This window comes from Ruminococcus sp. 1001713B170207_170306_F1 (assembly GCF_015668065.1).
Lineage (GTDB): Bacteria > Bacillota > Clostridia > Lachnospirales > Lachnospiraceae > Blautia_A > Blautia_A faecis.
In genome coordinates this window covers 132,527-153,848 of record NZ_JADPEX010000004.1, presented here as the reverse complement: position 1 = coordinate 153,848, position 21,322 = coordinate 132,527, and the positions used below count along the sequence as shown (strand labels likewise).

General features: G+C 47.2%; 20 protein-coding genes. 15 read left to right on the top strand and 5 right to left on the bottom strand.

Annotation, left to right across the window (positions count from 1 at the left end; all coding sequences use genetic code 11):
* Positions 1-199: 199 nt before the first annotated feature.
* Positions 200-1,708 (top strand): glycerol kinase GlpK, encoded by a 1,509-nt coding sequence (glpK, locus tag I4V84_RS04705; protein ID WP_187565432.1) that lies wholly within the window; start codon positions 200-202, stop codon positions 1,706-1,708.
* Between the two features lie 293 nt (positions 1,709-2,001).
* Here the strand turns inward: glpK and I4V84_RS04700 are convergent, their stop codons facing one another.
* From I4V84_RS04700 to I4V84_RS04685, 4 genes are all read right to left on the bottom strand, one after another.
* Positions 2,002-3,084: a helix-turn-helix domain-containing protein gene (locus tag I4V84_RS04700; protein ID WP_173735058.1), complete on the bottom strand. Its 1,083-nt coding sequence runs from the start codon at positions 3,082-3,084 to the stop codon at positions 2,002-2,004.
* Positions 3,085-3,308: 224 nt separating this feature from the next.
* A complete protein-coding gene (gene ugpC, locus I4V84_RS04695) occupies positions 3,309-4,421 on the bottom strand; it encodes a sn-glycerol-3-phosphate ABC transporter ATP-binding protein UgpC (RefSeq protein ID WP_118582627.1) in 1,113 nt (370 codons plus the stop codon).
* Between the two features lie 135 nt (positions 4,422-4,556).
* On the bottom strand, positions 4,557-5,456 hold the full coding sequence (locus tag I4V84_RS04690) for an ARMT1-like domain-containing protein (protein WP_195991346.1): 900 nt from the start codon (positions 5,454-5,456) through the stop codon (positions 4,557-4,559).
* A gap of 314 nt (positions 5,457-5,770) precedes the next feature.
* Positions 5,771-6,790: an ABC transporter substrate-binding protein gene (locus I4V84_RS04685; protein WP_195991345.1), complete on the bottom strand. Its 1,020-nt coding sequence runs from the start codon at positions 6,788-6,790 to the stop codon at positions 5,771-5,773.
* 332 nt (positions 6,791-7,122) lie between these two features.
* Between I4V84_RS04685 and I4V84_RS04680 the strand changes: the two genes are divergently transcribed.
* From I4V84_RS04680 to I4V84_RS04655, 6 genes are all read left to right on the top strand, one after another.
* Entirely contained in the window at positions 7,123-7,254 is a 132-nt protein-coding gene (locus I4V84_RS04680) for a helix-turn-helix transcriptional regulator (RefSeq protein ID WP_243252106.1), read from the top strand.
* Between the two features lie 211 nt (positions 7,255-7,465).
* Positions 7,466-8,158: a response regulator transcription factor gene (locus I4V84_RS04675; protein WP_117447642.1), complete on the top strand. Its 693-nt coding sequence runs from the start codon at positions 7,466-7,468 to the stop codon at positions 8,156-8,158.
* The gene (locus tag I4V84_RS04670) at positions 8,155-9,186 is read left to right on the top strand and encodes a HAMP domain-containing sensor histidine kinase (protein ID WP_117447643.1); all 1,032 of its coding nucleotides are present in this window, start codon (positions 8,155-8,157) and stop codon (positions 9,184-9,186) included. Before I4V84_RS04675 ends, I4V84_RS04670 begins: the two co-directional genes overlap by 4 nt.
* Before the next feature lie 26 nt (positions 9,187-9,212).
* Positions 9,213-9,632, top strand: a complete 420-nt coding sequence (locus I4V84_RS04665) for a nuclear transport factor 2 family protein (protein WP_044946403.1) — start codon at positions 9,213-9,215, stop codon at positions 9,630-9,632.
* Positions 9,633-9,821: 189 nt separating this feature from the next.
* Entirely contained in the window at positions 9,822-10,487 is a 666-nt protein-coding gene (locus I4V84_RS04660; RefSeq protein WP_002586595.1) for an ABC transporter ATP-binding protein, read from the top strand.
* A 14-nt stretch (positions 10,488-10,501) separates the two neighbouring features.
* The gene (locus I4V84_RS04655) at positions 10,502-12,880 is read left to right on the top strand and encodes an FtsX-like permease family protein (RefSeq protein ID WP_117447644.1); all 2,379 of its coding nucleotides are present in this window, start codon (positions 10,502-10,504) and stop codon (positions 12,878-12,880) included.
* A gap of 223 nt (positions 12,881-13,103) precedes the next feature.
* Here the strand turns inward: I4V84_RS04655 and I4V84_RS04650 are convergent, their stop codons facing one another.
* Complete coding sequence (locus I4V84_RS04650; RefSeq protein ID WP_008816376.1) at positions 13,104-14,144, bottom strand: DUF6076 domain-containing protein; 1,041 nt, start codon at positions 14,142-14,144, stop codon at positions 13,104-13,106.
* A gap of 302 nt (positions 14,145-14,446) precedes the next feature.
* Between I4V84_RS04650 and I4V84_RS04645 the strand changes: the two genes are divergently transcribed.
* The 8 genes from I4V84_RS04645 to I4V84_RS04610 all read left to right on the top strand — a co-directional run bounded on the left by I4V84_RS04645 (position 14,447) and on the right by I4V84_RS04610 (position 21,300).
* Positions 14,447-14,671, top strand: coding sequence for a helix-turn-helix domain-containing protein (locus I4V84_RS04645; RefSeq protein ID WP_024726897.1), 225 nt, complete (start codon positions 14,447-14,449; stop codon positions 14,669-14,671).
* 147 nt (positions 14,672-14,818) lie between these two features.
* A complete protein-coding gene (locus I4V84_RS04640) occupies positions 14,819-15,022 on the top strand; it encodes a hypothetical protein (RefSeq protein ID WP_004614949.1) in 204 nt (67 codons plus the stop codon).
* Positions 15,023-15,308: 286 nt separating this feature from the next.
* A complete protein-coding gene (locus tag I4V84_RS04635) occupies positions 15,309-15,626 on the top strand; it encodes a DUF3847 domain-containing protein (protein WP_008816380.1) in 318 nt (105 codons plus the stop codon).
* A gap of 2 nt (positions 15,627-15,628) precedes the next feature.
* Complete coding sequence (mobQ, locus tag I4V84_RS04630; protein WP_074104019.1) at positions 15,629-17,101, top strand: MobQ family relaxase; 1,473 nt, start codon at positions 15,629-15,631, stop codon at positions 17,099-17,101.
* A 47-nt stretch (positions 17,102-17,148) separates the two neighbouring features.
* Positions 17,149-17,889, top strand: a complete 741-nt coding sequence (locus I4V84_RS04625) for a CHC2 zinc finger domain-containing protein (RefSeq protein ID WP_014079457.1) — start codon at positions 17,149-17,151, stop codon at positions 17,887-17,889.
* Entirely contained in the window at positions 17,774-19,114 is a 1,341-nt protein-coding gene (locus I4V84_RS04620; protein WP_195991350.1) for a virulence-associated E family protein, read from the top strand. Before I4V84_RS04625 ends, I4V84_RS04620 begins: the two co-directional genes overlap by 116 nt.
* Before the next feature lie 270 nt (positions 19,115-19,384).
* Entirely contained in the window at positions 19,385-19,570 is a 186-nt protein-coding gene (locus I4V84_RS04615) for a hypothetical protein (RefSeq protein ID WP_015540918.1), read from the top strand.
* Between the two features lie 107 nt (positions 19,571-19,677).
* Positions 19,678-21,300, top strand: a complete 1,623-nt coding sequence (locus I4V84_RS04610) for a recombinase family protein (protein ID WP_055158285.1) — start codon at positions 19,678-19,680, stop codon at positions 21,298-21,300.
* Positions 21,301-21,322: the final 22 nt, after the last annotated feature.

The window sequence follows — 21,322 nt, the reverse complement described above, 5'->3', positions numbered from 1 at the left end:
AGGGCTCTCCCGAACGCATTAGTCGCAGTTAGCGATTAGTTCGCTGGAGCGTTGCGCCGGCGAGTGAGTAATACACATTGTCCAAATGCGTCCCTACTGAAGAACTTTTCAACACATTAAATAGCAAGTTAAGGTATTTTCTTGTATGTGAAAATAGGCTATAATATAAATAATTCAAGCAAAGTAAACGAGGTGTACTATGGGAAAATATATAATGGCATTGGACCAGGGAACTACCAGTTCCAGATGTATTTTATTTGATAAAAAGGGAAATATGTGCAGCGTAGCACAGAAAGAGTACAAACAGTATTACCCGAAGCCAGGCTGGGTGGAACATGATCCGAAGGAAATCTGGTCCTCCCAGATTTCAGTGGCTACAGAAGCCATGAGTAAGATCAGTGTAGATGCAGAGGATATTCACGCTATCGGAATCACGAATCAGCGAGAGACTACGATTGTGTGGGATAAGAAGACAGGAGAGCCGGTTTATCCGGCAATTGTATGGCAGTGCCGCAGAACAGCTGATATGATTGAGAAGATGGAAAAAGACGGCATGTCAGAGTTGGTTCGAAAGAAAACCGGCCTGATTCCGGACGCCTATTTTTCCGGAACGAAACTGAAATGGATCCTGGATCATGTAGAAGGTGCCAGAGAGCGTGCGAAGAATGGGGAACTTCTCTTTGGAACAGTAGATACCTGGCTGATCTGGAAATTGACAAAAGGGAAAGTTCATGTGACGGATTACACCAACGCTTCCAGAACCATGCTTTTTGACATCCATGAGAGAAAATGGGATAAAGAGATTCTGGAATACCTGGATATCCCAGAGTGCATGCTGCCGGAAGTGAAGCCAAGCAGTTGTATTTATGGTTATACCAATGAGAACCTGATCGGGGGCAGAATCCCAATTGCCGGGGCGGCAGGAGACCAGCAGGCAGCTCTTTTCGGACAGTGTTGCTTTGAGTCAGGTGATGTAAAGAATACATATGGTACCGGCTGCTTTATGCTTATGCATACAGGAGATAAGGCAGTAGAGTCAAAGAACGGACTTCTTACCACCATTGCAGTGAAAGCAGACGGAACACCGGGATATGCCCTGGAGGGAAGTGTTTTCGTGGCAGGTGCTGCTATTCAGTGGCTGAGAGACGAAGTGGGAATTCTGGAGAGTTCCCCGGATTCTGAGAAATATTGTCTGTCAGTGCCGGACACAAACGGCGTATACGTGGTTCCTGCGTTCACAGGTCTCGGTGCACCATACTGGGATCAGTATGCAAGAGGCGCTATCCTTGGTCTTACCAGAGGCGCAGGAAAAGCTCATCTGGTGCGTGCCACGGTAGAGTCCCTGGCCTATCAGGTACACGACGTTCTGGAAGCCATGGAGAAGGATTCTGGCATTGATCTCAGCGCTCTCCGCGTAGACGGTGGCGCCAGCGCCAATAACTTCCTCATGCAGTTCCAGGCTGACCTTCTCGACACTCAGGTGGTCCGTCCAAGCTGCATCGAAACCACCGCCCTCGGTGCTTCCTATCTGGCTGGTCTTGCCACCGGCTTCTGGAAAGACGCCTCCGAAGTAAAAAGCAACTGGCAGATCGGCCGGCAGTTCACCCCACAGATGACAGAAGAGGAGCGTAAGAAGAAGCTGAAAGGGTGGGAGAAGGCTGTGAAATGTACGTTTGAGTGGGCGAAGGATGAAGAAGAATATAAGTAAAAAATGCCACATAATCAGGAATTTATTTTTACACTTTACAATAAACGTGTGATTTAAAATCCACTTTAACATGTATAATAAAGAAAATAGATCTGACCATAGAGCAATTTCAGGTTTCTCAGAATCTCCTTTCTGCTCTATGGACAGTCTTTCAAGAAAGTAGCATTTACTTTGATCAAGACAGTTACTTTGAATAGGAATCAGCAGCTGACAGAAGAACAGAGTCGGCAAATTGAAAAAGCCACTAAAAGAGAAATTGTTAAGTTAAAAATGATTGTTTAAGAGGGGGAATTTTATTCTGCTTTCTTATACTTAATATAATTCACCACCATCATCGCTAACTTAAACGTTAACGCATCCTCAAAGGTTCGGATATCCAGCCCGAATTTTTTCTGCAGCTTTTCGAAGCGGTACACCAGTGTATTTCGGTGTACGTAAAGCTGTCTGGAGGTTTCGGAAAGATTCAGGTTGTTTTCGAAGAAGGTGCGGATGGTAGCGAGTGTTTCGTCATCAATAGAATCCAGAGTTTCTTCTTTGAAAAACTCATCGATAAACATCTCGCAGATCTCCACCGGCAGCTGATAGATCAGGCGACCGATTCCAAGACGGTTATATCCAAACACATTCTTGCCAGTATAGAAAATCTTGCCCACTTCTAAGGCAGTACGTGCTTCCTTGTAAGCATCCGGGAGCTGCTTCAGGTCATCTGCAATATTGCTGTAGGAAACCCAGGCGGAAGTCATGGCCTCTGTATTCAGCATGTCCACCAGCATATGGGCAATATCATCCAGATCGGAATAATCCTCAGAAGGCTGGAGTTCACGGAGAATAATAATTCCGGAATCGTCGATAGCAGTAATAAAATCTCTTGTCTTAGCTGCAAAAATATTACGGATGGTAGCCAGGGCATTTTCGTCTTTGCTCTGTTTGGTCTCCACCAGGAAAACAGCACGCCGTACAGTGGTTGTGATATGAAGCTTTTTCGCACGGTTAAAAGCGTCTACCTCAGAATAGGAGCCAAGGAGAAGATTCTGCATAAATACGTTTTTGTCGCTCTTTTCCATGTAAGCGGTAAGCAGGCTCTCAATCTGGCAGACTGCCAGTTCCCCGATAGTGGAAGCGGCCTCCGCATTTCCCCATACGATCAGGACATATTGAAGCTGGTGACTCTCTGTCACTTTATACAGCCGGCAGTTCATATTGGAAATACACAGCACCTCATCTTCCTTAAATTCTTCCAGTTTCTCTTCGGAAGGAAGGGCTCTATCGCAGGTGCTGATATAAATGGTGTTATCTAAATTTACAAGGCAGAAATCCAGATGACTGATATTCTTCCAGTCTTCCAGACATTTCTGGAGAATCTGAAGTAATTTCATAGGTGTGCTCCTTTAGTAGAAAAGTAATAAAGTTTGCTCAAGGTGTGCGTACACACGAAGCGCGTCCGGCGTCTGTGGCTTGGACTTGCTAAGTGTCCGGGTGTGCATTCGCACTAAATTCGCACTGCACCTGTGGGCTTACGCTCATTAAGTGCTCATAGTATACCACAAAAAAGCCCCAGGGGAAAACCCCTGAGGCCTAACTAAATTCATTCTTCTAAATATTAGTTGCAGATAGTAAGCTCTGTCTCTTTATCGAAGAAGTGAGATTTCTCCATATCGAATGCGAATTTGATTGTATCGCCTGTCTTGGAGTTTGTACGAGGATCAACTCGTGCTGTAACCTGAGTTCCGTTTACATCGAAGTACAGGAATACTTCAGCACCAAGAAGCTCATAAACTTTAACTGTAGATGTCATTGGAACGCTTGGAGAAGCTTCGATGAACATCTGGGAATCATGAATATCCTCTGGACGGATACCAAGAACAACTGTCTTGCCAACATAACCGCCGTCTTTCAGCACTTTCGCTTTCGCTGCCGGGATAACGATGTCATACTCACCAACTTTAGCAATAAGGTCGCCGCCTTTTTCAGCAATCTGAGCGTCAAGGAAGTTCATCTGCGGGGATCCCATGAATCCTGCAACGAACAGGTTGCCTGGCTGCTCATAAAGGTGCTGTGGTGTATCAACCTGCTGAACAACACCATCTTTCATAACAACGATTCTGGTACCAAGGGTCATAGCCTCTGTCTGGTCATGTGTTACATAGATGATTGTTGCGCCCAGTCTCTGATGGATCTTGGAAATCTCGATACGCATCTGAACACGAAGTTTAGCATCCAGGTTGGAAAGAGGCTCATCCATAAGGAATACCTTAGGATTACGAACGATAGCACGTCCCATAGCAACACGCTGTCTCTGTCCACCGGAAAGAGCCTTAGGTTTACGATCAAGAAGCTTCTCAAGGTCAAGAATTCTGGCAGCTTCTCTAACAGCTTTGTCAATCTGATCTTTCGGAACTTTACGAAGTTTCAGACCAAATGCCATGTTATCATATACTGTCATATGAGGATACAGAGCGTAGTTCTGGAAAACCATTGCGATATCACGGTCTTTCGGCTCTACATCGTTCATAACCTTGTCACCAATCTTTAATGTACCACCGCTGATCTCCTCAAGACCTGCGATCATACGAAGTGTTGTAGATTTTCCACATCCAGATGGTCCAACGAAGATGATGAACTCTTTGTCTTCGATTTCAAGGTTGAAATCTTTAACTGCCTGGAAACCATTCGGGTAAGTTTTGTTAATGTGCTGTAATGATAAGCTTGCCATGATTTTTCCTCCAAATTTCTAAATTAATTATTATAATCAAAATTGTTTCGATGCTTTTTTCATCTGATGTTAGTATAGCGAAAACCATCCAAAAGGGCTAGGGCAGAATCGTACAAACTTTTAAACAGTTTCTTGTCAATCTGACGAAAAAGCAGTAGCCTTTGGCGCCCGCTTCTCATTTATGAACATTCCTTGTAGTAATTTTGCATGAAAAAGCTGCTGAAACCAGTCACATTTGCACAAAAACAGGTAGTAGATGTTCAGTCCGCAGCCATGCATGGTCTCATAATTGCCTTGGCCTTTGGCTAAAATGACGTCTGCGCTCTGCAAAAGCTCCCGGGCATGTGCACTGATTCCATGAAACCAGGTACCTCCCACATCACTGCCATTTCCCAGCACAGGGACAATATCTGTAAGACCGCAGAACTCCGCATCCTCCATGGTAGCGTCGTTTCCGGCAGGCAGACCGCGCACCAGCGCTGTGACCCGTATATTTGGAAATGTTTTCTTCAGCATCTGAATGGCAATCTTATCAAGGACGATCTCGCCGCAGTTATCGGTAATATATACAACGTTTGATGCCTTTTTCATGTCCTGGCAGAAAGTCCTGTATTCCTGTTCATCCAGTTCATCCTTATTTTCACTTTTAATAAGAGAAAGTGCAGTTTCCTTGCTGACTTCCGGAAGTGCGGCAAAATCAATATAGTTGCCAGTGCGGGCGTAAATAAGGGCAGCCCTTAATGGATCCGCAGAATAGCGGATGGCAGAGAGAAGATCTTCTTCCAGATCCAGCATAAGCTGATCGTACTCTCTGTTAATCCCGGAAAAATCCTCCATGGGAACACCCCAGAAGGAACAGTAGAACTTTTTCAGCTCTGTGGAAATGCTGGGAACGCAGTCCTCCTCCTTTGGCTGGTCAAAACGTCGGCGGATTTTTTCCATATATTGTTTCTTCCTGTCCTCATCGTCAAAATGACGGATTTTAGCTTCCTGCTTGCGAAGCTGACAGGTCATACATTTTGGATTTAATTTCATAGATGCCTCCTTTGTAATAAACTCTGAAAAGAAGTTATCAGTTAAAAAATATTATAACAGAAATCATGAAATCGGAAAACAGTATGAAAAAATAATCTTGTATTAAATTTCTCAGATTGATATGATTCAATTAAAATGGATAAGATTCAGTGTAATTAAAGAAATGCTCAGTAACGGGAGAGTACAAATGTGGAAAAAACTATTGAATAGAATCTTTGAATGTAAAAATTATGCTTAAAGTTGGAGGTATAGCCGTGAATAGAAGTGGCTATACCTCTTTATTATCTATTGGCATCTGTAAGCTGTTGTATAAGTTAGTTTATGGCTGCATTTGCAAACTCTGTGGTAACCAACTGTTCGTAATCCACCCGTTTTTCCAATTCTCCGGCACTTTCCAGAATATCCTGCAGCAGCTCAAAGCTATCTTTTTCAAATACCAGATTTTCTTTCCAGGTATCCTGCTCATAATAACGCTTGACAATTGTGGTAAGGGTATCCATATCTGTTTCCGGGAATTGAGGGGAAATCACCTGCGCAATTTCCTCAGGGGAATGGCTTTGTACATAGTCCATGCCTTTTTGAAGGGCGTTTGTGAAGCTCTGGATAATCTGTGGGTTTTCGTTAAGAAAGCTGGTCTTTGCACTGTAAGAGGTATAGGGGACATAGCCGGAATCCACGCCCAGAGAAGCCACTACATAGCCTTTTCCTTCTTTTTCCAGGGCGGTTGCAGAAGGCTCAAATTCAACAGTAAAATCTGCTGACATGTCGCCGGTAAATGCAGCTGCAGTGGAACCAAAATCAATACTCTGGTCGATTTCCAGATCCGACGCCGGATCAATATTATGATTCTTTAAAATGTACTCAAATACCATTTCCGGCATGCCACCCTTACGACCGCCAAGAACTCTCGTATCTCTCAGATCATCCCATGAGAAATCCGGCATTTCTTCCCTTGCCACAAGGAAGTTTCCAGCCCTCTGGGTGAGCTGTGCGAAATTCACAACCGGATCAGTGGCACCTTCCTGATAGGCATAGATAGATGCCTCGGCCCCCATAAATCCAATATCAGCTTCTCCGGAAATGACAGCAGTCATAGTCTTATCCGCACCAAATCCTGTGACAAGTGTCAGATCCAGCCCTTCCTCTGCGAAATACCCTTCTTCAATCGCCACATATTGCGGTGCATAGAAAATTGAATGCGCCACTTCGTTTAAGGTAACCTTTGTAAGCTCCTCTTTTGATTCTCCATCCTTTGCAGCAAAGACTGTGGCTGGCAGTGCAGTTACTGCAAGAATCACAGCTGCTGCCAGTGAGATCCATTTTTTATTCTTCATACAGAGACTCCTTTTTGACTTCTGCTGTTAGGATATGCAAAATATGGGAAAGATGTTCGTAATAAGTATATTGCAAAGCTTAAAAAGAGGGTCGAGAAAAGTTATTTACCTGCCTTTTCTGATAAAATTTGTAATTGGATTTTTAACTTTCCTAACAGTTAAAAAATATGAAATGTATTTAACAACAATTCAATTGTGCTCATCTGTCAATTCTGCTATGCTTTAATCACAAAAGCTTTTGGAATTTTAACCGAATAAGCTGCGAAGCAGCATTCGGTTATGAGCAAGTAGCGAAGCGGACCTGGAATATCCGCTTGACTCAGGAGAAAAATATGATGAATATTGGAAATGTGATTAAAAAATATAGAAAAGAATTAGGTTACACGCAGGAAGAAATGGCAAAACGTCTGGGAGTAACCACTCCGGCGGTGAATAAGTGGGAAAATGGAGTTTCCCATAGTTAAAGATACCACACCAAATATGATGAACCCACGCTTATACACTACCAGCTATAATAAACCGCAAGGACAGCAATTTGATGATACTGCTGTCCTTTCTTTTATAAAATTGCAGTACACATAAAAAAGCTGTAATATGATAAATATATTTGTCCTTGTAACAATTCTCGGACATTTGCCTGTTATACTATCTGCAAAAAGCAAAGGAAGTGAGGATATGAAGCAGATTTTAATTGTCGAGGACGACAGTTTTTTGAATAAGATGTTAGCCTATAACCTGACCGCAGACGGCTACGGCGTGACTTCTACTCTAAATGCCAGAACCGCAGCCGAAGCCATCCGCCAGCGGGAATTTGATTTAGTGCTGTTGGACATTAACCTGCCAGATGGGAACGGTTTTGAGCTGTGCAAGCTGATAAAGCCCCAGCACCCGGACACCATCGTAATATTCCTGACCGCCAACGATCAGGAGAGCGACCAGATACGGGGCTATGAGGTGGGCGCGGTGGACTACATCACAAAGCCCTTTGTGATCGGGGCCTTGCAGCGAAAAATCAAAGCCATGTTCGCTATGCTGGAACACCACAAACCGGCCAAGGACATTTACGACGACGGGCGGCTGTTTCTGGACTTCTCGGAGCAGACGGCTTCCCTAAACGGCAAGCCCCTGACCCTATCCCCGATGGAGTATAAAATGCTGAACCTGTTCCGCAAAAATCCCCGGCAAGTGCTGACCCGTGGGCAGCTTTTGGAAAAGCTGTGGGATATAGACGAGAGGTTTGTAGACGAACACACCCTGACAACCTCCATCAGCCGGATTCGCAGCAAGATTGAATCTGACGGCGGCGCACCCTACATCAAGACTGTTTACGGCATGGGCTATCAATGGACGGGAGGCGAGGCAAAATGAAGTTTCAAAACCTCTCGGTAAAGCGGCTGTTTGGCCGGGTGGCAATGGAGCTTGTCCTCTCCATGTCCGGGATCACCATAGCCCTGTTTCTTGTGACAAAACAGATTGCGGTGCTGCTGACAGGCGGGACGCTGCTGCTGTGCGCCCTTGTGGGGATTTTTGTACTGACGCAGGCGTTTGGAAAGCGGCTGTCGCAGTTTACCGCTGACCTGTGCCAGACCTTAGACCACATGATCGCCGGGAATGAAGCGCCCCAGCGGCCAGAGGACAGCGAAACCCAGCTTGCCAGAATCGGACACCGGCTGGCAAGGCTTTACCAGATCATGCAGGAGAACCGCCGCCGGGTGGACGAGGAACGGCAGGAGTTACAGACCCTTGTATCGGATATTTCCCATCAGGTGAAAACGCCGGTAAGCAATCTGAAAATGGCGACGGACACCCTGCTGGAAAAGCCCATGACCGAGGCGGAGCGCACCGACTTTATCCGGGGAATCCGCAGCCAGACGGATAAGCTGGACTTTCTCTTTCAGGCCCTTGTGAAAACCTCCCGACTGGAAACAGGCGTGATCCAGTTGGATAAGAAGCTGGGCCGTCTTTTTGATACTGTGGCGCAGGCCATGAGTGGGATCGTGTATGCGGCGGAGAAAAAGGAAATCGCCGTGTCCGTGGACTGCCCGGAGGATTTGACCGTTTCCCATGACAGCAAGTGGACATCGGAAGCCCTCTTTAACCTGCTGGACAATGCGGTGAAGTACACCCCGGCAGGCGGGAAAATCGCTGTGTCGGTGGTGCTGTGGGAAATGTATGTGGAGATCAAAGTGACCGACACCGGCAAGGGCATTTCCGAAAGCAATCAGGCTGCCATCTTCCGGCGCTTCTATCGTGAGGAAGAAGTACACGAACAGCAGGGCGTGGGCATTGGCCTGTATCTGGCCCGCGAGATTGTAATGCGGCAGGGCGGCTATGTCAAAGTGGTTTCGGAGCCGGGCAAGGGTTCGGAATTTTCCATTATGCTGCCTACAAAATGAAAGTAAACAAGCGAGGTGTTTCTATTATGAATGAACGAGAAAAAATAATCCGACTGTGGTTTGATATGTGGCTTTATCAGAAAGATATGGGCATTGATGATATTTTTGCGGAAGATGTACTCTATACAGAAAGTTGGTGTCCCCAGTATAGCAATCGTAAAACAGTAAAACATTGGTTTCAGGAGTGGAATACCCGTGGAAAGGTGGTAGTTTGGGAAATCAAGCAATTTTTCCATAAAGAAAATCAAACGATTGTAGAGTGGTATTTCAAAAATGGAATGAACAATGGGGATATAGAGGAATTTGACGGTATTTCTTTGATTGAATGGACAGAGGACAATAAAATAAAATCATTAAAAGAGTTTGGGTGTAACCGTAATACCTACAATCCTTATCAAGAAAGCGATACTCCTCAATTTAGAAATCAAAAGGCGAATTGGTTTTAGAACAGATCATGAGCTACGGCGGACGGCCATTTCCGGCTGCCCGCCGTAAATTTTTTTGAAATGTCCGAGCGCTGTAACATTTCACCCCGATTTTCAATGAAATTTTTTGGCCGCTGTAACATTTCGCGGACATTTGGGTTTTACAATGACCTTATCAACAGGCAGAAAGCCTTGAAAGGAGTTTTGAGTATGAGCGTTTTGCAGACGATTGATCTGAAAAAGTATTACGGCACAAAGCCGAATATCACCCGCGCCCTTGACGGCGTGAACTTCTCCGTAAATGACGGTGAGTTTGTGGCCGTTGTGGGAACCTCCGGCAGCGGCAAGTCCACCCTGCTTCACATGATGGGCGGGCTGGACACTCCCACCAGCGGAACAGTGATTGTCCGAGGCGAAGAACTGGCAAAGAAGAACGACGAGCAGCTTACCATCTTTCGCCGCCGCAACATCGGCTTTATCTTCCAGAACTATAACCTTGTTCCGATCCTGAATGTGTATGAGAACATCGTCCTGCCGGTGGAGCTGGACGGGGACACGGTGGATCAGAAGTTTTTGGACGAGATCGTTCATCTGCTGGGGCTGGAAGATAAACTGAAAAATATGCCGAACAATCTTTCCGGCGGACAGCAGCAGCGTGTGGCTATCGCCCGCGCCTTGATTACCAAACCGGCTATTGTGCTGGCCGACGAGCCGACCGGCAACCTTGACAGCAAGACCAGCGCCGAGGTGCTGGGGCTTATCAAGCGCACCAGTGCAGAGTTCCGGCAAACTGTTGTGATGATTACGCACAATGACGACATTGCCCGCCTTGCAGATCGGATTGTCCGCATTGAGGACGGCAAGATTGTGGAGTAAGGAGGTGGCAGGCTATGACATGGCCTTTTGAGAATGATACCAGCGCCATTACAAAGAAGCTGGCAAAGAAAAGTTTGCAAAGCGAGAAGCGCCGGAATCTGATGGTGGTGATTGCCGTTGCGCTGGCGGCATTTCTGATCTGCTTTACGGGAATTGTGTCTACCTCCCTGACACAAATGCAGCGCAATCAGGTTGTCGATACTTATGAGGCGGTCTGGCTGGGCGTAGAGGAAAACGACATTGAAACCCTGAAAGGACTGCCGGAGTTTGAGCGCGTAGGCGGCTACTATATGCTGGGTGAGGAGCTTTCAGAACAGGGCTATCATGCGTCTTATGTGTATTGCGACGCGCAAATGATGGAGATTACCAAGGCGCAGATGGAGTTGTTAGAGGGCCGGGTTCCTGAAAAAGCAAATGAAGTTGTTGTAAGCGAATACTTTCTTTCCACCTATGGAAACAATGCCAAGATCGGGGACACTGTGACCTTAGATACAGAGAGTTTTCATGGTGATTATGTCGTTACCGGCATTATGGACAGCGTAAATGAAAAAGAAGCGAATACCTGCGCTATCATTCTTTCCAACGCTGCCCTGACAGGATGGAAAGGGTTTGACCCGACTGGCTATCGCGCCTATGTCCATTTCAAAAACAGCGACCAGTTGGGCGAAGAACTGATGACCTCTTATTGCAGGGAGATTGCGGAGGAATATCAGCTTCCTATGCCCAAAATGAACAGCAAGTATTTTGCCTATGCTTCTAAATCCTTTGATTTTGCACTGATGGCTGGCGTGATTGCCATTGTTCTGATCGGCGGCTATATTGTGATCCAGAGTATCTTCCGTATCTCCATCAATGACAAAATCAAGAGCTACGGGCAGCTACGGACGATTGGTGCAACGCCAAAGCAAATCAAGCGGATTGTAAAGCGGGAGGGGCGTAAACTCGGCAGTATCGGGATTTTGATTGGTACAGTGCTGGGTGTATGCGGCGGTTTTCTTTTGTTTCCCAAGGGATTTAATGCTGTTTCCTATGTGGCAACGATTATTTTGACACTCATAAGCAGTTGGATCATGGTATCTGTTTCCATCCGTAAGCCGATAAAAATTGCGGCAGGGATTTCCCCGATTGAAGCCGTCCGTTTTACCCCGGCACAAAAGGACATCCGAAGCCGAAAAAAGAATATCAAGCTCAATCCTGTTTCAATGGGAATTGCGAATTTTAAGCGTGACCGAAAAAAGACCGTTGCTATTGTAGCCTCATTGAGTTTGGGCGGAATTATTCTGCTTGTGGTATCCTCCATTGTTTTGCTGCGTTCTCCAGAGGCGCTTGCAAGACGGTTTTTCCCGGACGGCGACTATAAAATTTATTTGGATTCTGAAATGACAGAAGAAAAGGTTATGGCAGCGGGAAATCCGTTGAATGAAGAATTAAAACAGGAAATCTTATCTATTGATGGTGTTACAGATATAATTTCAAGCAGACAATCTCTCTATGCAACCCTTAAGACGGACATTTACCAAAGCGGTGGTATGTGTGATATGCTGACCGACCAGAATTATGCAACAGTTGAAGCGGCTCTGACAGCAGGAACGATGCCAAAAGATTCCCGTAGTATTGTAATTGACTATAATGTGCTAAAGCAGAATGAGGATATGGGTGTTGGTTCAACAGTTGACTTTTATTTTGGAGAGGGGCAACCGCCTGTTTCCGTCACTGTATCAGGATTGTTTGATTCCAACAAGACGCCTTCCGGGCATGGAAAACTGGCCCTCGATGGAGTACTCTTTTTCGCACCAGAAGCATTGTTCCATGAACTGCACCCGGAAATCGCTTCTTTCGACTATTCATGGAGCATTGTAAACGATCCGAAAAAAACGGACTATGTGGGAGCTGAATTGAAAAATATTGTTGCCAGCCATAGTAATATTGCCTTAGATGAAATCAATACAGTGATTGAATATGAAGAAATGACAAATTCTTTTGCGTTTGGCAGTATGGAGATACTTTCATGGTTGGTATTTCTCTTTGGCGTTATCAACCTTATCAATACGACACTCTCTAACCAGATAGCCCGAAAGCAGGAAAACAGTATTCTGCGTTCTATCGGCCTAACACAAAAACAGCTATGTGAAATGAACATCTGTGAGGGGCTGTGCTATGCGCTCTTTGCAACATTGGCGACGCTGATCGTTGGGCTTCCGGCTTCCATCTTTGCTTGCAGAAAAATGAGTATAGGAGCTTTTGCCGGAAATGTAGTGCCTTACAAATTCCCGGTTTTGGAAATGGGACTGTTCATTCTGGTATTGTTCGGAATGGAACTGATCTTGTCTGTATGGACAATCCGCAGACAGAAAAAGCAATCCCTGATCGAACAAATGCGGGCGATGGAATAACCGTATGGGATCGGCGGGGCGGCGTGTGCTGCCCCGCTTTTTTCGCCATTTCTCAAAAATTTTTGAAATGTCCGAGCTTTGTAACAATTCAGCCTGTTTTTTTGTCGAAATCAAAGGCACCTCGGACATTTATAGTTCTTCCAAAAGTTTGATGATAATATTACCATTCATGGAAGAAGCAATCTGTTATTGCAATAATGCGAAATTGACGATAGAAAGTTTTTCATATCTCGGTCAGCTCAACAATTACATTACTCTGCTGATACAGCCAGTCCGTAAATTCTTTCGGGCTGGCCGTTCCTGTTTTTACAGCCTTTTTTCTCTGTAAGGCTTCTTTCTTAAAGTCGGAAAAGGAAGCCTGTATTTTTTCCAGACGGTCAGCCGGAAAGCCTGCGGTATTTTTTACCCGGTTTATTTTGTTGCGCCAGTTCTGGCATTCATTTTTATAAAGCAGGTCATAGTTATTTTCTCTTGACCTCTCGTCAAATTCCCGCTTGTTTTGAAGCGCCTGTGCTTTTCGGCACTTGTCGCTGCACAGCTCATACCGCTGGCTCTTTGCCAGAAAATATTTTCCACAGACCTTGCACCGCCGGAAGCAAAGCCCCCAGTCATTCAGCCTGTTCAGATAATAGGTAATCAACGGGTAGAGGGACGCATAGGCAGACACACATTCTTCTGTGCGCCGGTTGTCCGGGAACCAGAGGTCAAGCCGGGTATCTTCTGACGGTGCGCCTTTGAAATAAAGGCTGCCAGCTTGAAATTGTTTCGGTTTTCCTGTCTCCCTGTCAAAGCTCATGGTTTCGTTTTGGAATACCCCGGTCAGTCTGCTCATTTTATCCATGAAGCGGTCACAGGCAGCGTTACGGTCACGGGGTTCTCTGGCAAGCAGATAGCTGTTCCAGATACGGAACGCCACATACATTTTCAGAGGGTCGTTGCTAAGATATTTCTCCCAAAGAAATTCGCTTGCCGCCTGCTCCAGCTCCGGCTGTTTCCATCGGTTGGAGTGGAGAGCTTGCCGCAGCGGAGAAAGCCCGTATAAGTTCCAGTCTCTGTCCGTGTCACGCTCAAAGTTTATCAAAAAAGTTCCCAGTGGGCGTGTCATATCACAAAGCACCTCTGCGTTTTGGCTCCCGTTCAGACGGAAGCGGATCTGCTGTTCTTCCCCAATCAAAATCCGCTCTTTCATTTTCTTCCTGTCCAGCGTCAGGACAAACAAAATCCTCTCAAAACATGGCTCATGCCGTATAAACTGATTCTCCATCCCTATCCCCTGCCTTTGTTTATGGTAATTATATAATTCAGTTATATCCGTTACACTCATGGTATCGCAGAATCATTGTTTTGTCAAGGATAGTACGCTATGATGATTGCGGTTGGTAATTTCGTACCGCACAGTACCTTGACAAGTGAATGACCGTCCAAAAGGGATATGACCGGCAGGAGAAGTGACGCATTCGGCGCACCAATGCAGGGAAACACCGCAGGAATGGGGCAGGAAAACGGCTTTTGGGGAGAACGGCAACAGGAAGCATTTTAACCTATTTGATTTATGGGAGGAACAGAATGAACGATAAAAAGAGATTGAACAGCTACGAGGATTTACCGCTGGTTCTGGATGTGGCGGACATTCAGTGGATTATGGGAATTTCAAGAGCGAGCGCCTATGAGCTGGTACACACACCCGGCTTTCCAGCGTTCCGCAGGGGCAGACTTATCAAGGTCAGCAAAATTGCTTTCTTTGAATGGATGGCAAAAGGCTCCGAAACCGTACCGGGAAGCGACAAATAAGCGTGAGGTATCATTCCCTGACTTGCAATACTGCCGCACTTTCCAAAGGGGCATACAGAGGGAAAAAAACTTAAAAATGATACCTAGACGCTACATCAAAACAGCCTATCTGCGTACATCAGATAGAAACGGAGAAAGGAGCCGGTTATGGCAAGAATGAGTAACAAGCGGCGGTTGGAATGGTCTTTCTTCTTAAATGACCGCAGCCGTATCACTTACAACGAACTGTGCCGGAAATGCCAGCACGAATGTAAACAGAGCTTCCGGGCGGTTGTGGTTGACTGCCCGAAGTATCTTTCCAAGCGTTCCAAGAAAAAGGACAAGACTGCCGGAAACGGCAAAATCCCTTAGGAACTAAGGGCGCACTTCTATACATAGTCTAAAGACCATGTATCGTGCGTCCTGCGGAGCTTACCTCTGCCGCTGATAAAATCAGCAATCCGAGGTCTGCGTTCGCTTCGCTCCGACAAGGTGGCTACACCCCCTTGCGCCGCTAAAGCGGCTATCCCCTGTGTACTCGCCGCAAAGAGAAATCCGCTCTGCGGTTTTCCCTTTTCATCGGGTTTTATAGAAGCACTGACACACGGACTGTCTGCGGATGGTCTTTCTTTATCTTATCAGCAAAGGATGTGAGAACATGGAAAAATCTTTGGAACAGTTGAAGCAGGAATATGAAAAAACCACTGTCCTGCTGGAACAGGAAAAACGGAAAATGCAGCGTTTGAAAAACCGGCAGGCGTATCTGGAAAGCGGTTCCCGGAAACAGAGGACGCACCGGCTGATTACCCGTGGGGCAGCTATTGAGAGCATTGCACCACAGACAAAGGAGCTATCCGAAGCGGAATTTTATTCCCTCATGGAAAGCATTTTGAATCTGCCGCAGGCGGAGCATTTCATCCGGTCTGCCACAGAGAACCACGCCCGTATTTCCGGGCAGGAGAAAGGCGGTGACTAAGGATAGCACTTTATCATTTTTCAATCGCACAGATCAAGCGCAGCGCCGGTCAGAGCGCCATTGCCAGCGCAGCCTATCGAGCCGGGGAGCGTCTTTACAGCAGCTACTATGGAGAAGTCAGCGACTACACCAAAAAGGGCGGCGTGATCGCTTCGGAAATCATGCTGCCGCCCCATGCGCCGGAAATATATCTTGACCGGGCGACCCTCTGGAATGCTGTGGAGAACTGCGAGAAACATCCAAAAGCACAGCTTGCCTATTCCTTTGATATTGCCATGCAGAATGAATTGACGCTGGAAGAAAACATGGAGCTGGCGAGGAAGTTCGTACAGGAGCAGTTTGTGACAAAAGGCATGATTGCCGACCTTGCTTTTCACAGCCCGGAGAAAGAGGACGGCGGCATCCCTAACCCGCATTTTCATGTGATGACAACCATGCGCCCTTTGAACCCGGATGGCACATGGGGACAAAAACAGCGTCGGGAATATCTTCTTGATGAAGATGGAAACCGAATCCGGGATAAAAACGGCGATTATATGTTTAACGCTGTCCATACAACAGACTGGCATGAGCCGGAAACGCTGGAACACTGGCGGGAGCAGTGGGCGGCTGCCGTTAATACAAAATTTGAGGAAAAAGGGCTGGATGTGCGTATCGACCACCGTTCCTATGTGCGGCAGGGGCTTGACCTGATACCTACTGTCCACGAGGGAGCTAATGTCCGGCAGATGGAAGCAAAGGGCATCCGCACCGAGAAAGGGGAACTGAACCGCTGGATTAAAGCCACCAACCGGCTCATGCAGGATGTGAGGAAGAAGATCAAAGCCCTGTTTGTCTGGATGGCAGAGGTAAAAGAAGAACTTTCCAAACCGCAGACACCGAGCCTTGCCGACCTGTTGATCGCTTATTACAACCAGCGCAACGCAGGGGCATGGAGCAATAAAGCCAGAACCGGAAACTTAAAGCAGTTTGCCGAAGCCGTCAATTATCTGACGGAAAACAAGCTGCTCACATTAGAGGATTTGCAGGAGCGTCTTTCCTCTGTCAACGAAGAATTTGAAGCGTTAAGCGACTCCATGAAAAAGAAATCTGCCCGGATAAAGGAATTGCAGGAATTGATACGGGAGGGCGAGAATTACCAGCGGCTAAAACCTGTTCATACGGAATTGAACAATATCAAGTTTAAGAAACAGAGGGAGAAATTTGAAACATCCCACGATGCGGAGTTACGGCTGTTTTATGCCGCCCGCCGTATTTTGAAAGAAAAACTGGACGGAAAACCCATTGCCCTGAAAGCATGGAAACAGGAATACGCACAGTTAAAAACAGAGTATGCCGAACTGTCTCCGCAGCACAAGCCACTCCGGGAGGAAGTCATACGGCTACGGCAGGTGCAGAACGCCGTAGATACCGCACTGCGCCGGAGGGAGCAGCCACAGGCAGTACAGAGAAAGAAACATGAGATGGAGCTATGATATAATCGGCAGCTTTACCGCTACCAGTATTTTTATGGAGGGAGCATTTGAATGTATTTGAAGCGGTGAAACAGTCTGTTACCACTCGGCAGGCTGCTTCATTCTATGGAATCCGGGTGGGGAGAAACGGCATGGTCTGCTGTCCATTCCACAATGACCGCACGCCCAGCATGAAAGTGGACAGCCGCTTTTACTGCTTCGGCTGCGGGGCTTCCGGGGATGTGATCGACTTTGCCGCTTTGCTGCATGGATTGGGGAAACGGGAAGCTGCGGTCAGGCTTGCGGAGGACTTCGGCGTTTCCTATGAGAAATCCGGCAATGCGCCGCCAGATAGGAAGCGTCACAACAGGTCACAGCCCCGACAAAAATCAGCGGAGCAGAGATTTCAGGAAACGGAACGGTATTGTTTCCGGGTGCTATGCGATTATCTGCGCCTGCTGGAGCATTGGAAAACAGCACACGCCCCACAGCCGCAGGATGCCATCTGGCATCCTCTTTTTGTGGAAGCGTTGCAGAGGATAAGCTACACAGAATACCTTTTGGATATTTTGTTATACGGAGAAATAGAAGAAAAAGCGGCATTGATCGCCGCACAGGGAAAGGAGGTGTTGCGGCTTGAACAGCGAATTTCAGAGCTTGCCGCCGGAAACGCAGGAAGCGGTCAAAAGGACGATGGACACAATGGAACCGGCGCAGACACCGGCAGAAATCCGGGAAACATTAGAGGGGACGCAGAAAGGCGGCGTGAAGAACAGCATCCGAAACTGCCTGACGGTGTTCCAGCGTGACCCTCTGTTTCGCGGGGCGCTGCGCCTGAACCTTTTGACGGAGCAGATTGACATTGTGAAGCCGCTGGGCTGGGAGCGCACCAGTACCACGCTGACCGACATGGACATGAACTACCTGCTTTTGTATCTGGAAGAAAATTACGGGCTTATCAGCGAGAAAAAGGTGCAGAGCGCCATCAAGATTGTTGCCAATGAAAACCGCTACCATCCGGTCAGGGATTACCTGAACAACCTGCAATGGGACGGCACAGAGCGCATCCGTTATGCCCTGCATCACTTTCTGGGAGCCGATACGGACGAATACACTTATGAAGCCTTGAAACTGTTCCTGATGGGAGCCATCCGGCGGGTATTCAGACCGGGGAGCAAGTTTGAGGTCATGCTCTGTCTGGTTGGTGGTCAGGGAGCCGGGAAATCTACCTTTTTCCGGCTGCTGGCAGGCAGGGACGAATGGTTTTCAGACGATTTGAAGAAGCTGGACGATGAAAATGTGTACCGCAAGCTTCAAGGGCATTGGATTATCGAGATGTCGGAGATGATCGCCACAGCCAACGCCAAGAGTATTGAGGAAATCAAGTCATTCTTAAGCCGCCAGAAAGAAACCTACAAAGTGCCGTATGAGACACATCCGGCAGACCGGCTGCGGCAATGTGTATTTGGAGGGACGACCAACCGGCAGGACTTTTTGCCCCGTGACCGCACCGGCAACCGGCGCTTTCTCCCCGTGACGGTGTACCCGGAACGGGCGGAGGTTCACATACTGGACGATGAAGCGGCGGCGAGGGCGTATATCGAACAGATGTGGGCGGAAGCCATGACGGTTTACCGCAGTGGGAAGTATAAGCTGTCATTCAGCATAGAAATGAACCGATACCTGAACGCCCATCAGCAGGACTTCATGCAGGAGGACACACAGGCTGGCATGATCTACGCCTATTTGGAGGACTACACCGGTGACAGGGTATGCTCCAAGCAGCTTTATGAGGAAGCGCTGGGGAACTTAAATTCCCCGGCAGACTGGGAGACACGGGCAATCTGCGAGATTATGAATACCGGCATTGCGGGCGGCATCATTCAGGGCTGGGCAGCCTACAAAAGCCCGAAGCGGTATAAGAAATACGGTTCTCAAAAAGGCTGGGAGCGTGTCAACCAAGACCCGCCGGAGGGGGACGGTTTTCAGGAAATCACGGAAGAAGAAGCCCGGCAAATGGAACTGCCATTCTGAAAAGCCACCGGTTGACAGTTTGGTTGACGCTTTGGTTGACAGCCAGTTGACGGAGAAAAGCCTGATATTTGGGGTATTTCTCTCCTTTGTCAACCATGTCAACCAAGAAATCAAAGAAAAAGTAAAAAGTAATAATAGAGCGCCTATGGATTGTTTTCAAAGTCTTTTCTGCCGGTTGACACGGTTTGGTTGACACGGAGACAGTCTGCGGCTGTACACCTGCCTGACATTCCCTTGTCGGGCATATTTCATTTATGGAGGTAACTGCCTATGGCAAAAAACAAAAACGAGAGCAACAACGAAAACAGCGGCACCCTGCTTACCGAAAAAGACGGCACCCAGTATTTTGTCATGGGGAAAGTCCGTATCAAGGTATCGGAGCATTTCGCACAGGATGGGAAGCCGCTTGACAGCCTACTGGAAGATGTGATCCAGCACGCTGCCGCCGCTTCCTGAAAAAATACGGAATAACGACTGTCAATCAGCCCACGCTTATGATATACTTGTACCAGCGAGTATTGTATAAGCGTGGGTTGTTTCTTTTAGAAGGAGGATTTTTAACCGTGAAACAACCATATAATACAACGATTTATAACACTGCACTATATTTGAGATTGAGCCGTGACGATGAATTACAGGGGGAAAGCGGCAGTATCCAGACCCAGCGCATGATGCTTAGGCAGTATGCCGCAGAGCATGGGCTGACTGTTGTAGACGAGTACATTGACGACGGATGGAGCGGGACAAATTTCGAGCGTCCAAGTTTCCAAAGGATGATTGATGACATCGAGGACGGGAAAATCAACTGCGTTGTCACAAAGGACTTATCCCGTCTGGGAAGAAACTATATCCTGACCGGTCAGTACACGGAAATCTATTTCCCCAGCAAGGGAGTACGCTACATTGCCATCAATGACAATGTGGACACCATCAACGGAGAAAGCGAGCTTGCCCCATTCTTAAACATCCTGAATGAAATGCACGCCCGACAGACCAGCAAAAAGGTCAAGGCTGCCATGCGCACAAGATTTGCCAATGGCGCACACTATGGAGCCTATGCACCGCTGGGGTATGTAAAAGACCCGGACAAAAAAGGTCATCTTCTGATCGACCCGGAAACACGCTGGATTGTAGAGAAGATTTTTGACCTTGCAGTACACGGGAGGGGTGCCGCCAGCATTACACGGATTCTGGTGGAAGAAAAAGTACCTACCCCCGGCTGGCTGAACTATGAAAGATACGGGACTTTCGCTAATATCTACGCCGGTGTGCCCGCAGAAAAAGCCTATGCGTGGACGATTGCACAGGTCAAGAGCATTTTGAAAGAGGAAACCTACATCGGTCACAGCGTTCACAACAAGCAGAGCAACATTTCATTCAAGAACAAGAAAAAGGTGCGGAAGCCGCAGGAAGAATGGTATCGTGTGGAAAATACCCACGAAGCCATCATTTCCGAAGAAGTGTTCCAAAAAGTTCAGGAGCTGATTGCAAGCAGACGCAGGAAACGCAGAAACGGTACGACACAGATTTTCGCAGGATTGATAAAATGTGCAGACTGCGGATGGTCTTTAGCCTATGGGGAAAACAAGCAGAACAAAAACCCATACGGGTACTACCATTGCAGCAAAAACGGACAGGGATTACGCCAGTGTTCCATGCACTATATCCGCTATGATGTACTGTATGCCTATGTACTTGCAAGACTGCAATACTGGTCTATGCTGGCACAGAAAGACGAGGACAAGCTACTGAAACGCCTGCTCAATGCCAGCGACAGGGAAAGAAACTCTGCAAAGAAAAAGCAGGCTGCGGAGCTGAAAAAGGCAGAGAAGCGTAAAGCCGAGGTTGATGGGCTGTTTGCTAAAATGTATGAGGACTGGTCTGCCGGACGCATAACCGAGTATAACTTCAATATGCTGTCCGAGAAGTACCAGAACGAGCAAAAGGAGCTTGAAACAAAAATAAGACAGCTTCACGAAACGATGGAAGCCGCCGTACAGACCGCAGCGGATGCTGAAAAGTGGATTGCCCTAATGAAACAGTATGTCAACCCTGTGGAGCTGACCGCCGAACTTCTGAACACTCTAATTGAAAAAATAACCGTCCACGAAGCTGTCAAGGGCGAGGACGGAAGCCGTGAACAGGAAGTAGAAATCTACTACCGCTTCATCGGCAAAATCGACTGACCTTTCTTTTTTACCCAACAAT

Excerpts from the sequence above, each read along its gene's own strand:
- I4V84_RS04660 (WP_002586595.1), top strand. The coding sequence starts at position 9,822 with ATGAGCGTTTTGCAGACGATTGATCTGAAAAAGTATTACGGCACAAAG.
- I4V84_RS04680 (WP_243252106.1), top strand. The coding sequence starts at position 7,123 with ATGATGAATATTGGAAATGTGATTAAAAAATATAGAAAAGAATTAGGT.
- I4V84_RS04700 (WP_173735058.1), bottom strand. The coding sequence starts at position 3,084 with ATGAAATTACTTCAGATTCTCCAGAAATGTCTGGAAGACTGGAAGAAT.
- I4V84_RS04655 (WP_117447644.1), top strand. The coding sequence starts at position 10,502 with ATGACATGGCCTTTTGAGAATGATACCAGCGCCATTACAAAGAAGCTG.
- I4V84_RS04615 (WP_015540918.1), top strand. The coding sequence starts at position 19,385 with ATGGCAAAAAACAAAAACGAGAGCAACAACGAAAACAGCGGCACCCTG.
- I4V84_RS04685 (WP_195991345.1), bottom strand. The coding sequence starts at position 6,790 with ATGAAGAATAAAAAATGGATCTCACTGGCAGCAGCTGTGATTCTTGCA.
- glpK (WP_187565432.1), top strand. The coding sequence starts at position 200 with ATGGGAAAATATATAATGGCATTGGACCAGGGAACTACCAGTTCCAGA.
- I4V84_RS04620 (WP_195991350.1), top strand. The coding sequence starts at position 17,774 with ATGGACACAATGGAACCGGCGCAGACACCGGCAGAAATCCGGGAAACA.
- I4V84_RS04690 (WP_195991346.1), bottom strand. The coding sequence starts at position 5,456 with ATGAAATTAAATCCAAAATGTATGACCTGTCAGCTTCGCAAGCAGGAA.
- ugpC (WP_118582627.1), bottom strand. The coding sequence starts at position 4,421 with ATGGCAAGCTTATCATTACAGCACATTAACAAAACTTACCCGAATGGT.
- I4V84_RS04650 (WP_008816376.1), bottom strand. The coding sequence starts at position 14,144 with ATGGAGAATCAGTTTATACGGCATGAGCCATGTTTTGAGAGGATTTTG.
- I4V84_RS04670 (WP_117447643.1), top strand. The coding sequence starts at position 8,155 with ATGAAGTTTCAAAACCTCTCGGTAAAGCGGCTGTTTGGCCGGGTGGCA.
- I4V84_RS04640 (WP_004614949.1), top strand. The coding sequence starts at position 14,819 with ATGGCAAGAATGAGTAACAAGCGGCGGTTGGAATGGTCTTTCTTCTTA.
- I4V84_RS04665 (WP_044946403.1), top strand. The coding sequence starts at position 9,213 with ATGAATGAACGAGAAAAAATAATCCGACTGTGGTTTGATATGTGGCTT.
- I4V84_RS04675 (WP_117447642.1), top strand. The coding sequence starts at position 7,466 with ATGAAGCAGATTTTAATTGTCGAGGACGACAGTTTTTTGAATAAGATG.
- I4V84_RS04635 (WP_008816380.1), top strand. The coding sequence starts at position 15,309 with ATGGAAAAATCTTTGGAACAGTTGAAGCAGGAATATGAAAAAACCACT.
- I4V84_RS04645 (WP_024726897.1), top strand. The coding sequence starts at position 14,447 with ATGAACGATAAAAAGAGATTGAACAGCTACGAGGATTTACCGCTGGTT.